At 59.9% G+C, this 13,602-nt stretch carries 12 protein-coding genes; 4 read left to right on the top strand and 8 right to left on the bottom strand.

All coding sequences use genetic code 11. The annotated features are described in order from the left end of the window. From mupP to AB4O40_RS09750, 3 genes are all read left to right on the top strand, one after another. The gene (gene mupP / locus AB4O40_RS09740; protein ID WP_056727168.1) at window positions 1-672 is read left to right on the top strand and encodes an N-acetylmuramic acid 6-phosphate phosphatase MupP; all 672 of its coding nucleotides are present in this window, start codon (window positions 1-3) and stop codon (window positions 670-672) included. 112 nt (window positions 673-784) lie between these two features. Further along, window positions 785-1,525: a YciK family oxidoreductase gene (locus tag AB4O40_RS09745; protein ID WP_007999919.1), complete on the top strand. Its 741-nt coding sequence runs from the start codon at window positions 785-787 to the stop codon at window positions 1,523-1,525. A 377-nt stretch (window positions 1,526-1,902) separates the two neighbouring features. After that, window positions 1,903-2,829, top strand: a complete 927-nt coding sequence (locus tag AB4O40_RS09750; protein ID WP_056727169.1) for a GGDEF domain-containing protein — start codon at window positions 1,903-1,905, stop codon at window positions 2,827-2,829. A gap of 79 nt (window positions 2,830-2,908) precedes the next feature. Here the strand turns inward: AB4O40_RS09750 and AB4O40_RS09755 are convergent, their stop codons facing one another. The 7 genes from AB4O40_RS09755 to AB4O40_RS09785 form a co-directional block, all read right to left on the bottom strand. Further along, entirely contained in the window at window positions 2,909-3,670 is a 762-nt protein-coding gene (locus AB4O40_RS09755; protein WP_263291613.1) for a TenA family transcriptional regulator, read from the bottom strand. Window positions 3,671-3,746: 76 nt separating this feature from the next. Further along, entirely contained in the window at window positions 3,747-6,206 is a 2,460-nt protein-coding gene (locus tag AB4O40_RS09760; protein WP_223541099.1) for an EAL domain-containing protein, read from the bottom strand. Between the two features lie 187 nt (window positions 6,207-6,393). Beyond that, window positions 6,394-8,211 carry an ABC transporter ATP-binding protein gene (locus AB4O40_RS09765; protein ID WP_056727172.1) on the bottom strand — a complete coding sequence of 606 codons (1,818 nt, stop codon included), beginning with the start codon at window positions 8,209-8,211 and terminating at the stop codon, window positions 6,394-6,396. Further along, a complete protein-coding gene (locus AB4O40_RS09770) occupies window positions 8,204-8,839 on the bottom strand; it encodes a DsbA family protein (protein ID WP_056727173.1) in 636 nt (211 codons plus the stop codon). The genes AB4O40_RS09765 and AB4O40_RS09770 overlap by 8 nt, the downstream gene beginning before the upstream one ends. Window positions 8,840-8,842: 3 nt before the next feature. Then, window positions 8,843-9,784, bottom strand: a complete 942-nt coding sequence (gene trhO, locus AB4O40_RS09775) for an oxygen-dependent tRNA uridine(34) hydroxylase TrhO (protein WP_056727174.1) — start codon at window positions 9,782-9,784, stop codon at window positions 8,843-8,845. A gap of 171 nt (window positions 9,785-9,955) precedes the next feature. Beyond that, window positions 9,956-10,255 carry a BolA family protein gene (locus tag AB4O40_RS09780; protein ID WP_056727175.1) on the bottom strand — a complete coding sequence of 100 codons (300 nt, stop codon included), beginning with the start codon at window positions 10,253-10,255 and terminating at the stop codon, window positions 9,956-9,958. 12 nt (window positions 10,256-10,267) lie between these two features. After that, on the bottom strand, window positions 10,268-10,792 hold the full coding sequence (locus AB4O40_RS09785) for a DUF2059 domain-containing protein (protein WP_046042584.1): 525 nt from the start codon (window positions 10,790-10,792) through the stop codon (window positions 10,268-10,270). Window positions 10,793-10,983: 191 nt separating this feature from the next. On the opposite strand from AB4O40_RS09785, the gene AB4O40_RS09790 reads away from it, so the two are divergent. After that, window positions 10,984-12,378 (top strand): class II fumarate hydratase, encoded by a 1,395-nt coding sequence (locus AB4O40_RS09790; RefSeq protein ID WP_056727176.1) that lies wholly within the window; start codon window positions 10,984-10,986, stop codon window positions 12,376-12,378. Window positions 12,379-12,475: 97 nt separating this feature from the next. Here AB4O40_RS09790 and AB4O40_RS09795 read toward each other — a convergent pair whose 3' ends face one another. Beyond that, a complete protein-coding gene (locus tag AB4O40_RS09795) occupies window positions 12,476-13,429 on the bottom strand; it encodes a DMT family transporter (protein WP_409078916.1) in 954 nt (317 codons plus the stop codon). Between the last annotated feature and the right edge of the window lie 173 nt (window positions 13,430-13,602).

The raw sequence follows: 13,602 nt of genomic DNA on the forward strand, positions 1-13,602 counted from the left end.
ATGCCAATCAGAGCAGTTCTTTTCGACATGGACGGCACCCTGCTCGACACCGCGCCAGACTTCATTGCGATCTGCCAGGCGATGCGTGCCGACCGTGGCTTGCCACCGATGAACGACAAGCACATTCGCGACGAGATTTCCGGCGGAGCCAAGGCGATGGTCGCGGTGACCTTCGCCATGGACCCGGAATCGCCGGGGTTCGAGGAGCTGCGCCTGGAGTTCCTGGAGCGCTACCTCGTCGGTTGTGCCGTCCACAGCAAGCTGTTCGACGGCATGGGCGAGCTGCTGGCGGACATCGAGAAGGCCAACCTGATCTGGGGCGTGGTCACCAACAAGCCGCTGCGCTTCGCCGAGCCGATCATGCAACAGCTGGGGCTGGCTGAACGCTCGGCGCTGCTTATCTGCCCGGATCATGTGAAGAACAGCAAACCGGACCCGGAACCGCTGATCCTGGCCTGCAAGATGCTCGACCTGGACCCGGCCAGCGTGCTGTTCGTCGGCGATGACCTGCGCGACATCGAGTCGGGCCGTGATGCTGGCACCAAGACTGCGGCCGTGACCTTCGGCTATATCCACCCGGATGATAATCCGCGGCATTGGGGTGCTGACGTGGTGGTCGATCATCCACTGGAGTTGCGCAAGGTGCTTGATAGCGCGCTTTGCAGTTGCTGATTAAAGTCAAGAGATCGCAGCCTGCGGCAGCTCCTACAGGGGACCGCGATCGACGTAGGAGCTGCCGCAGGCTGCGATCTTTTCCAGCTTTGTAATGGATTGAGGTTTTTTTATGTTTGATTATTCCGCCCGCCCCGAACTGCTCAAGGATCGGGTCATCCTGGTCACCGGCGCAGGGCGCGGCATCGGCGCAGCAGCGGCAAAAACCTATGCGGCCCACGGCGCAACCGTGCTGCTGCTGGGCAAGACCGAAGCCAACCTGACCCAGGTCTACGACGAAATCGAAGCCGCCGGCCATCCACAACCGGCGGTGATCCCGTTCAACCTCGAAACCGCCCTGCCCCATCAATACGATGAGCTGGCAGCGATGATCGAAAGCGAATTCGGGCATCTCGACGGCCTGCTGCACAATGCTTCGATCATCGGCCCGCGCACGCCGATCGAGCAGCTTTCCGGCGAAAACTTCATGCGGGTCATGCAAGTCAACGTCAATGCCATGTTCATGCTCACCAGCACACTGCTGCCGCTGCTCAAGCTGTCGCAGGATGCCTCGGTGGTGTTCACCTCCAGCAGCGTCGGCCGCAAAGGACGTGCGTACTGGGGCGCTTACGGTGTCTCCAAGTTCGCCACTGAAGGCCTGATGCAAACACTGGCTGACGAAGTCGATACCGTGGCCCCTGTACGTTCCAACAGCATCAACCCGGGCGCCACCCGCACCAGCATGCGCGCCCAGGCCTACCCGGGTGAAAACCCACTGAACAACCCGACGCCGGAGGAGATCATGCCGGTCTACCTCTACCTGATGGGCCCGGACAGCACCGGCATCAATGGCCAGGCGTTCAACGCCCAGTAACGACCGTACGTCGCTTTCTGGTGCCGCGCCAGCTTCCTGTCGCGGCACTCGAAGGCTCTCGGATTAGAGCCAGGCATCTGTCAAACAAACGTCACACGCTGTGCCGTACAGGTAGAAGACGAACAACAACCGATTGATTCACAACAGATTTTATTCGGATGAACCGAATGGCACGACTTTCGCTCTAAGTTTGCTCAGACACGTAACGTGAAAGCAAACGGGGGTGAAGCTTGAGCGCAGAGATTACTCATCTTCTACAAAGCGGATTAAACTTGTACGAAATGTCCTACGGGACTGACGGACCAGTACGACGCGCAGCCCTAAGCCGCTCTCACCCTGCTTGTAAGACAGCCTTACTGCTTAGGGGCGCACGCCTTATGAAACCACCTTCCCAGACCAACGCAATTGACTTCGATAGCGCCAAATTGCAACGCCTGGGCTTTGGTCAGCAGCCGCCCCTTCTGGAAAGACCTGTCAGTCTTGCGCAATTGCGCCAGCAGTTGAGCCTGCAGTTGCAAACCAGTCTGGAGCCGCAACGCATTCTTGGGACTTTCTATCGCGAGATTCAGCGATTGGTACCGTTGGACGCCTTGTGCTACCTGCACAAGAGCAGTGACCTGCGCCTGGAGTTCGGCCAGCGCGGCCACCACTCCATCAGCTACAGCCTCAGCCACAAAGGCGAACACCTGGGTGAGCTGATCTTCCGTCGCAATCAGCGTTTCAGCGAACTGGAACAGGGCCATCTAGAATCACTGCTGGCCGCGCTGCTTTTCCCGATGCGCAACGCGCTGCTGTACCGCACCGCCACCCAAAGTGCACTGCGCGACCCACTGACGGGCGCCGGTAACCGCATCGCCATGGACCAGACGCTGCAAAGGGAAATCGAACTGTCCCGGCGCCATCTGCAACCGTTGTCGGTGCTGATGCTGGACATTGATCATTTCAAGCTGGTCAATGACACCCACGGCCACAGCACTGGCGATGACGTGCTCAAGGCGGTCGCTGCCTCGATCAAAAAACAGCTGCGCAACGTGGACATGGTGTTCCGCTATGGCGGCGAGGAATTCCTGATCCTGCTGTCGAATACCTGTCGCGAGGCCGCGGCCATGGTCGGTGAGCGGCTGCGGTTTGCAGTGCAGTCTGAAGAGTACCTGGCCAATGGTCACAGGATCCTGCTGACGGTCAGCCTCGGCTGTTCGACCCTGTTGCCCGGCGAGTCTGCCGAAAGCCTGTTGCGACGGGCAGACAGCGCGTTGTATGTGGCCAAGCGCGAAGGTCGTAACCGGCTGGAGATGGCGGGCTGATTGTTCAGCCACGACACAAACCAATGTGGGAGCGGCGGTCGCACCGCCGCTCCCACAGTTTTATTGCGTAATAGCTGGATCAGCTTTCGGCCAGCGCCATCCGCTCACGCACGACCGGTGCCCGCTCTGCATGTTCGATTTGCATGCAACGTTCGAGGAACAGGTACATATAGTCGTAGCTCTTGCAAACAGCCTGGCGTAACTCCACCTGCAGGGATTTGCTCGGGTTGCTGCCGGCCAATGTGCAGATGATCTCCAGGGCTTCCCATGGATGGGCATCGTCGTACTGGGCATGCATCTTCAGCCACTTCATCGCCCGCTTGCGATCTTCCTCGGGGAACGAGGCGGCGTAGATACCGTTGGAACACACGACCGCCGACCATTCCCCGGTCGCCCCTTCGATGGCGTAGTTGGTGGCGGCAATCGCGACGATCAGCGAGTCGGCGGAACTGGTGTGCCAGCACCAATGGCTAAGGGCGTGAAGCTCGGGGGGAACCTGCTGAGCCTGCAACTCTTCCAGGCTGACACCGTGCGCGCGACTCCAGTGCACCCAGTAATCGGCGTGGTTCAGTTCGACGCGGATGTTGCGCATCAGCCAGCGACGGGCCATGTCTTCGCCGGGATGACGGGCAAAGCGGGTCTTGGTCAGGTTTTGTGCCATATACAACGCGAACTGTTCGACCACCGGCCAGCCTCCGATCAGGTACTGGCGCATGGTCTTCGCACTGAGTTTGTTGTCTCGCATGCGTTGGTACAGTTCGTGTTCGACAACCCGGCGCTTGCTCTCGCTGCAATCCTGGATCAGGCGCTGGGCCCAGGCAGGGTAACTTGCAGCTTCCATGAGCGGTCCGGTTCGGTTGAATGTATCGATCACTGTCGAGCTCCTTTTGATTGTGATTGTAAGACCGGCAGGAGTTTCAACGGAACGTGCCTGGCGCCTTGAACAGCAGCGGCTGAGGCCTGGCGGGGCGACTCAACAAGCTGTCGCAGGTAAACAACTGCGGGCGTTCAATCACATACCCTTGAGCGTAATCTACCCCGATCTCCAGCAATGCCTGCTCGATCTGGGGCGTTTCGACAAACTCGGCAATCGTACGCTTACCCATCACATGGCCAATGTGATTGATCACTTCGACCATGGCGCGGTTAATCGGGTCGTCCAGCATATCCTTTACGAAACTCCCGTCGATCTTCAGGAAGTCTACAGGCAAATGTTTCAGGTACGCGAACGAGGACATTCCGGCACAAAAATCGTCCAGGGAAAAATGGCAGCCTAAGCCTTTGAGTTCATTAATGAATCGAATGGCGCTGCCAAGATTTGAAATAGCACTGGTTTCAGTAATTTCAAAACAAATCATTTCAGGCGGAATCGAATACGTCACAAACTGCTCGCGCAAGAAGTCCAGGAAGGCCTCATCCCCGATCGTCGTGCCTGACAGATTTATCGCACACATGGCCAGCGGCCCGGGGCCTTGCTCGGCCCGGCATTGGGCAATGATCTTGAACACGTTCTGCACCACCCAACGATCCAGCGAGCTCATCAGGCCATAACGCTCGGCAGCCGGAATGAAGCTGTCAGGCAAGATCATCCGCCCGGCTTCATCATGCAATCGCAGTAGAATTTCAATGTGCCCGCTACCCTGTTCGACATGGCCCAAGGGGGCAATTTCCTGGGCGTACAGGCAGAAGCGGTCTTCCTCCAGCGCCATATGCAAACGCTGCACCCAGGCCATCTCACCGAAGCGCAGGGACAACTCCGAGTCATCCGGATGATAGACCTGGACCCGGTTGCGCCCCTTTTCCTTGGCCATGTAGCACGCCATATCGGCAGCACGCAGCGAGGCTTCGAGCGTCGTCGGATTCTGCGCGACATGGACCAGCCCGATACTGACCGTGGTCACGAAAGGCCGGCCCTTCCAGACAAAATGCAGGTTCTGCACAGTCTGGCGCAGGCTTTCGGCAATTTTCTCCGCCGCTTCCGGTGCGCAGTTTTCCAGCAGGATGCCAAACTCGTCGCCGCCAAGGCGCGCCAGGGTATCGCCTTCGCGCAGCCCGGATTGCAACAGCGCGCAGATGTGCCGCAACAGTTCGTCGCCCGCCGCGTGGCCGCAGGTATCGTTGACCAGCTTGAACTGGTCCAGATCGAGGAACATCAGGGCATGGCGACCCGCGTAGCGGGTCAGGTTGTGCAGCGCCTGCTCCAGGCGATATTCGAACTCCCGACGGTTGGCAAGACCGGTCAAAGCGTCATGGGTCGCCTGCCACGACAGATTGGCGATGTATTGCCGCTCCTGGGTCATATCATGCAGCACCAGCACCGTCCCGCTGACTTTGCCGGCATTGCGGATCGGCGCGCCCACCAGCGTGACGGACACCGTGCTGCCGTCCAGGCGTTGAATCAGCTTGGAGTGTTCACTGCCACCACTGAGTTGGCCGCTCAGAATATGCTCGATCAGGGTAAAGCCATCGGTCTGGGCATTTTCGTCCAACAGGTTGAACAGCGCCGCCAGGGGCAACCCCGTCGCCTGCTCGGCCTTCCAGTGGGTCAACGCCTCGGCCGCCGGGTTCATGTAGGCGATCGCACCGGAAACATCCGTGGTGATCACTCCGTCGCCAATCGATTGCAAGGTGATCTGCGCCCGTTCTTTCTCCACCTGCAGCGCATCGGCAAAGGCATGGCGCTGCTTGAGCAGCTTATGGGTGCGCATCAAGGCCAATACGATCAAGCCCAGGGCTGTGGCGAGGTTGGTCACCAGCAACAGTCGCAGGATCATCCGCGAGCCTTCGCCCAAGGCATCGCTGAAGGCCTTCGCCGCCGGTGTCACACTTTCATTGATGACGAATATCTGATCCTTCCAGCGCTTGATATCGGCATCGGTGGCCTGCCTGGTGGTGATGCGCTGATGCATCTCCTGCGCAATGGCATCGAGCTGCACCAGATACCCGTCGCCCACCCTCCAAAGGTCGATGGCTTTCTCGTGGTAACTGAAGTGCCGGAAATTCAGGTACAGCCAGATCACACTGGAGATGTCATCCGGATGGTTGCCGCCCTTGAGGATCGCCACACGTGCCGCCTCGATGTTCGGCGGCCGATGATCGAGCGCCACGCGTAATTCATGCCCGCCCTGAGGCACGGAAATGGCGTCCTGGTATTTATGAAAAATCGCTTCGTCGCCGCTGTCGGCATAGAGGTTGAGATAATAAATGGCGTCTTTCTGGCCTTTGGACCAGAGGCTTTCGCCGGCAACATAGCCGCGGACCGCCGACAGCACATAAAGGCTAACGCCGCCCAGCAAGGCTTGAAACACCACAACGGCGATAAATGGCCAGACGATGCCCAACAACCGTGGCGTTCCGAGAGTCCGCGTTTGATTCATGAGGTCCCTTGCATTAGCACTGCTTGTTCGTCTTCCGGACGAAATCGCCTTAGCTAGACTAGGTTGCGATTCCGATCCCGGCAAGCGACAAGCTTTGCCCGGAGGGCGTATCGCGGCCACTGAATCCGCTCGCGATGATGTTTTTTTATAGTATTGAATTAGCGCCCTGCAACTTTGATGTCATCTCCTACAACCGCTGCAAATGCCCATACAGCTTGGCGTACAGCCCACCCTCGGCGATCAGTTGCTGGTGGTCGCCGTCTTCGGCAACTTGCCCGCCGTCGAACACCAGCACACGGTCAGCCTGTTTTACCGCCGAAAGACGATGGGCGATGATCAACGTGGTGCGGTTGCTCAGGAAACGCGCCAGTGCCTGGTGCAGATTGTATTCGGTGGCGGCGTCCAGCGCGGAGGTGGCTTCGTCGAGGATCACCACCTTGGGTTCGGCCAGTACCATCCGGGCGATGGCCAGGCGTTGACGTTGCCCGCCGGACAACCGCACCCCGGAACGCCCGACGATACTGTCCAGGCCATTGGGCAAGTCCCGGACGGTGCCGTGCAACTGGGCGATTTCCAGTGCCTGCCAGCAGGCCTCGTCACTGCGTTCGCGACCCATGGTCAGGTTGGCCCGGATGGTGTCGTTGAACAGCGCTGGATGTTGCAGGACCACGGCAACATTTTCCCGCACCGTTTCCAGGCCGATCTCCTGCTGGGTCGAACCGCCGAAGCGAATGGTTCCGGCCAACGGCGTGTACAAGCCCAGCAGCAGTTGCACCAGCGTGCTCTTGCCACCGCCACTGGCGCCGACGATCGCGACCTTTTCGCCGGGGGCAATAGACAGGTTCATCTGGTTCAGGACCAGTTCATCACCGTAACCGAAGCTCAACCCTTGTACTTCAAGCCCGACCGTCTCGCGACCGGCGAAAGGGTCGACGCCGCCCGGGTATTCGGGCTCATCGGCCCGGGACAGCAGTTCGTTGATCCGCGACAGCGCACCGCCGGCAGCGTAGTAGGCATATTGCAGGTTCAGCAGTTGCTCAACCGGACCGATCATGAACCACAGGTAGCTGAACACCGCGAGCATCTGGCCGATTGAAAGGTCGGAAAACAGCACGGTGAGCATCGCCGCAGCCCGGAAAATATCGATGCCGAACTGGAACAGCAAACCGCTGGCACGGTTCGACGCATCGGTTTTCCATTGCGAATTCACCGCATAGTCACGCACGTCCCGGGCGCGTTGCCCCAGGCGACCGAGGAAAAACCCCTGGCGGTTGCCGGCGCGAACTTCCTGGATGGCATCCAGCGTTTCGGTCAGTGCCTGGGTAAAGCGCGAAGTGCTGTCGTTCTCGAGTTTCTTCAGGTGCTTGACCCGCTTGCCCAACTGCACCGTGGCGTAGATCACCAGCGGGTTGAACAGCAGAATCAGCAATGCCAGTTTCCAGTGCATCCACATCAGAATGCCCGCCGTGCCGACCAGGGTCAGCATGGCCACGAGGAAACGGCTGAGGGTTTCGCCGACGAATTTGTCCAGCGTATCCAGGTCGGTGACCAGATGCGTGGTCACCGTGCCGCTGCCCAGGCTTTCGTACTCGCCCAGGGAGATACGCTTGAGACGCTCGATCAGGCGTATGCGAATGCGATAGACGATGTCCTTGGCCAGCCCGGCGAATAATTTCGCCTGCACCACGTTGAACAGCAACGCCGAGCAACGCAGGGTCAAGGTCACCACCAGCATCAGCCCGATGTAACCCGCGGCCTTCTGCCAGCCTTCGGGCAGCACATGGTTCATGATCTTCAGCGCGGCATCACCATGCCCCAGCAACACCTCGTCCACCAGCAACGGCAGGAGCAAGGGGATCGGCACGCTGCACAAGGTCGCCAGCACGGCCACGCCGTTGGCGATCCACAGGGATTTCTTGTGATGCAGGGCCAGGCGGCGGATTTCCGCCCAGCTCAGACGGTCGACACGTTTAGCGGGTGCGACATCATCAGGCAAGTCATGCACAGGCAGCACGCTCCAGCCAGCGGCCGAGCAGCGCGGACAACTCGCTCAACGGCTGATAGCCATTGGTCAATAACGCCAGTTGGCCGTTACGCTCGGCCAACAGAGTGGGGAAACCGGCAATGCCCAGGTCCTGGACCCAGGTGAAATCGGCTTCAGTCGCCGTGTGCATGTCGGCACGGTCGAAAGCGGCGGCGAACTCGATACGCGGCACGCCGGCCTGCTCGGCCAGTTCCACCAGCACGCTGGCGCGGGTGACGTCCCGGCCTTCGACATAAAACGCATGCTGGATCAGCCCGAGCAACTTCCAGGCGCAATCCGGCGCCAGTGCGCGCGCCGTCACCAGTGCCCGGCAGGCAGGCTCGGTGTCGTAGACAAAGCCATCGGGTAACGCGCCCTCGAACTTGAAGGGCTGGCCGGTGGCCTCGGTGACCGCCTGCCAGTGTTCCAGGATGTAGCGGCGGGTGGTCGGCTCCAGCGCCGCACCGCTACCGGTGCGCAAACCACCCACGATCAGATGCACATCCACACCCGCGGCTTGCGCCTGCTCGACCAGTGCGTTGGCCACCGGGGCAAACCCCCAGCACCAGGAACACATCGGGTCCATCACATAGAGCAGGCGCGCAGACATGGTTCAGGCCTCGGAGGATGCTTGCTTGTAGTTGAAGCCGATCGGGTGAGGCTGGTTACGAGCCTTGGCCAGTTCGATCTGCTTCTGCCGGTCGATCGCGCTGCGACGGGTCTTCTCACTCAGCTTATCCCAGCAATGCGGGCAACTGATGCCGGCCACGTAATGCTCGGACGCGCGGTCTTCCACGCTCACCGGCGTGCGGCAGGCATGACATTGATCGTAGTCGCCTTCGCTCAGGTCGTGACGAACGGTCACGCGGTTGTCGAACACGAAGCAGTCGCCCTGCCACTTGGTTTCTTCCTGCGGCACCTCTTCGAGGTACTTCAGGATGCCGCCCTTTAGGTGAAAAACCTCACCGTAGCCCTCGCTGAGCATGTAGCTCGACGCCTTCTCGCAGCGGATGCCTCCGGTACAGAACATTGCGACCTTCTTGTGCACGGCCGGGTCGAAGTTAGCTTTGATGTAGTCGGGAAATTCGCGAAAACTGGTGGTTTTCGGGTCAATGGCGCCTTCGAAGGTACCGATCGAGACTTCGTAATCGTTTCGGGTGTCGATCAACAACACTTCCGGGTCGCTGATCAGGGCGTTCCAGTCCCGCGGATCGACGTAGGTGCCGACCTTTTTGTTCGGGTCCACGCCTTCCACGCCGAGGGTGACGATTTCTTTCTTGAGTTTGACTTTGGTGCGGTAGAACGGCTGCTCATCGCAGTACGACTCTTTATGGTCGATGTCATCCATGCGCGGGTCGTTCTTGAGCCAGGCCATCAGCCCGTCAATGCCTTCGCGGCTGCCGGACACGGTGCCGTTGATGCCTTCTTCGGCAATCAGCAGGGTGCCTTTGATGCCATTGTCGACCATCGCTTGCAACAGAGGCTCGCGCAGGGCGACGTAATCTTCCAGGGTGACGAACTTATACAGTGCCGCCACGACAATCTGTGGTGTCATGGGTAAATCTCCAGGTGGCTACCCTCGTAAGGGGTGAACCGGATGCGAAAAAAAACGCGCCGGGTTAGCGGCGCGTTGGGCATTCTAACAAAAAAGATCGCAGCCTGCGGCAGCTCCTACATGGGAATGCGTATTCCTGTAGGAGCTGCCGCAGGCTGCGATCTTTTGAGCTTAATGCTTGCTGCCACCGGCACAGGTCGGCGAGGCCGGAGCCGCGTCGATCCGGGCCCATTCCTCTGGCGTGTAGGTATGCAGCGCCAACGCATGGAACTCTCCCATCAGCTCGCCGAGCGTGCCGTAGACCTTCTGGTGACGCTTGACCCGGTTCAGGCCTTCGAACTGCGTACTGACCACCACGGCCTTGAAATGGGTTTGCAGCCCACGGCTGTGCATGTGGCTTTCATCCAGCACTTGCAGATGCTCGGGCTGAAGCAGGCCCAGCGTCGATTCGATGCGTTGTTGCATGGTCATACCGGACTCCGCTTAAGGCTTTTTCTTGGCTGGCGCGGCCGCATCTTTCGGCGTCAGCTCGGCGGTCATGTCAGCCAGCAGCTTGTTGACCACCGGCACCGCGCTTTCCAGCTTGGCCTGGGTCATCTGGGCCGATTGCTGGGTCAGCTGAGGCATTTTTTCCAGGACTTTCTTGCCCAGTGGCGACTGGTAGAACGCAACCAGGTCCTTGAGCTCGGATTCGGTGAAGTTGGTGGTGTAGAGCTTGACCATGTCCGGCTTCAGCTTGTTCCAGCCAATGGCCTGGTCCAGAGCGGCGTTGGCCTTGGCCTGGTAGGTTTCCAGCACGGCCTTTTTCGACTCAGGGGCTTTGGTCTGTTCGAAACGCTGGGCAAACATCTGCTGTACTTGCATGTACACCGGGGTGCCCAGTTTGTCAGCGTGCGCCATGGTCAGGAAAGCCTCGGCACTGGCGTTATGGCTGGCGGTGTCGGCAAAAACCTGGCCGCTGGCGCAGACCAAAGCAACGGCGGTACAGATGGCACGAAGACGAGTCATCGAGTTTCCTTTTCTAGCTGGCGAGGTAAGACCCCAAGGGCGTCCATTCTGCGCCTAAAAAAGTGTGTCGCTCAACCCCAAGCCTTGTCGCACCTGATTTAGAGGGGTTCAATGGTCAAATTCAGACTGATGGAACCACGGCCGTCGATCACGGCCTAAACTGCGCAATCGGACCTACAGGAGTGAGCAAGATGAGCCGTATCGAAACCGACAGCCTCGGCCAGGTTGAAGTCCCGGATGAAGCCTATTGGGGCGCTCAGACTCAACGCTCGCTGATCAACTTCGCCATCGGCAACGAACGCATGCCGCTGGCCGTGTTGCATGCCTTGGCGCTGATCAAGAAAGCCGCGGCACGGGTCAATGATCGCAACGGCGACGTGCCCGCCGATATTGCCCGCCTGATCGAGCAGGCGGCCGACGAAGTGCTCGCCGGCGAACACGACGACCAGTTTCCGCTGGTGGTCTGGCAAACAGGCAGCGGTACCCAGAGCAACATGAACGTCAACGAAGTGATCGCCGGTCGCGCCAACGAGCTGGCCGGCAACCCCCGTGGCGGCAAGTCCCCGGTGCACCCCAACGATCACGTCAATCGTTCCCAGAGCTCCAACGACAGCTTCCCCACCGCCATGCACATCGCCGCCGTCCAGGCGGTGCAACAGCACTTGCTGCCGGCGATCAGCGAACTGTCCGGCGGGCTGGCCGAGCTGGCCGCCCGCCACATGAAACTGGTCAAGACCGGCCGTACGCACATGATGGATGCGACACCGATCAGCTTCGGACAGGAAATATCGGCCTTCATTGCCCAACTCCATTACGCCGAGCGGGCGATCCGCAGCGCACTGCCCGCGGTCTGCGAGCTGGCCCAGGGCGGAACGGCCGTCGGCACCGGGCTCAATTCACCCCACGGCTTCGGTGAGGCCATCGCCGCGGAATTGGCCGCCCTCTCCGGATTGCCGTTCATCACGGCACCGAACAAGTTTGCCGCGCTGGCCGGCCATGAGCCGCTGACCACGCTGTCCGGCGCGCTGAAAACCCTCGCCGTGACGCTGATGAAAATCGCCAACGATTTGCGCCTTCTGGGTTCCGGCCCGCGCGCCGGCTTCGCCGAAGTCAGGCTACCGGCCAATGAACCGGGTAGTTCGATCATGCCGGGCAAGGTCAACCCGACCCAGTGTGAAGCGCTGTCGATGTTGGCCTGCCAGGTGTTGGGCAACGACGTCGCCATCGGCTTTGCCGCCAGTCAGGGCCACTTGCAGCTCAACGTGTTCAAACCGGTGATCATCCATAACCTGCTGCAATCGATCCGTTTGCTGGCTGATGGCTGCAGCAACTTCCAGCAGCACTGCGTGGCCGGTCTGGAACCGGATGCGGAAAAAATGGCTGAACACCTGGAGCGTGGCCTGATGCTGGTGACGGCGCTCAACCCGCACATTGGCTATGACAAATCAGCGGAGATCGCCAAGAAGGCCTACAGCGAAGGCCTGACCTTGCGCGAGGCGGCGCTGCAGCTAGGGTATCTGACTGACGAAGAGTTCGATGCGTGGGTGAGGCCGGAGAACATGCTGGAGGCTGGGGCCAAGGGCTGAGATTTGCAGTGAAGCGAAAAGATCGCAGCCTGCGGCAGCTCCTACAGGGATAGGCATTTACATGTAGGAGCTGCCGCAGGCTGCGATCTTTTGATCTTCAGGCCATCCGCACCTTCCGCGCCTTCAGCCCGGCAATCAACGAAGGCCCCAACGCCACCAGCGCCGACCCCAGCACCACCAGCACCGCACCGCCATATCCCAGGCCATTGATGGTCTCGGCATGCACATAGTCGGGCCAAAGCCACGCCGCCATGGCAACCGCGGCAAAGGTCACCAACGGCGTTATGGCCAACGTCGCGCTGACCCGAGAGGCTTCCCAATGGGCCAGGGCCTCGGCAAACGCGCCATAGGCAATCAGGGTATTGAGACAGCAGGCCAGCAGCAACCAACCCTGCAAGGGGTTCAATTGCAACGCTTCGAGCGGATGCACCCACGGCGTCAACAGCGCCGCGCAGAACAGGTAGATCACCATCATCACCTGCAGCGAATTCCACACCGTCAGCAATTGCTTCTGCCCCAGGGCATAGAAGGTCCAGACCGTGGACGCCAGCAGCACCAGCAGCACGCCGGCGGTGTAGTCGGTCAGCGATGTGAGCAACTCACTCAAGCGCTGGTTGAAAAACAGCGCAAAGCCGATCAGCAGCACCAGCAGGCCAATCCCCTGCCCCAGGCTGAAACGCTCCTTGAACACAAACAGACTGGCGATCAGCAGCATGATCGGGCCCATCTGCACCACTAGTTGCGCCGTGCCGGGGCTGAGCAGGTTCAGGCCCATCAGATACAACACATAGTTACCGACCAGGCCGAGCACCGCCATCAGCACCAGCCAGCCACCACGAGGACCGAGCACTTTGCGACTGGGAAGGCGCCTGGTGGCCGCCAGGTAAATGAACAGGCAGCCGCCGGACACCAGCAGGCGAAACCAGGTCACCGTCACCGGGTCCATCACCAGCAACACTTGCTTGAGCTTGATCGGCAGGATTCCCCACAACAACGCGGTCAACAAGGCCAGGAACAGACCGTAACCCCAGCGACCCGATGAAATGTGCATGTGAACCCCAACGCCAACTGACAAGAGTCGTCATTCTAGGCTCGCAGCGGTGGCGTACACAGGGACAGTTTCAGTCTGGCCGCGAATGAAACTGTGCGGGTCGTAATCTTTGAGGGGGCTATGGATGAGCCGGTAAACCGCGTCGTCTGCATTCGCGAGCAAGTCGAATCGTC

Source organism: Pseudomonas sp. S2_F07 (assembly GCF_054668325.1).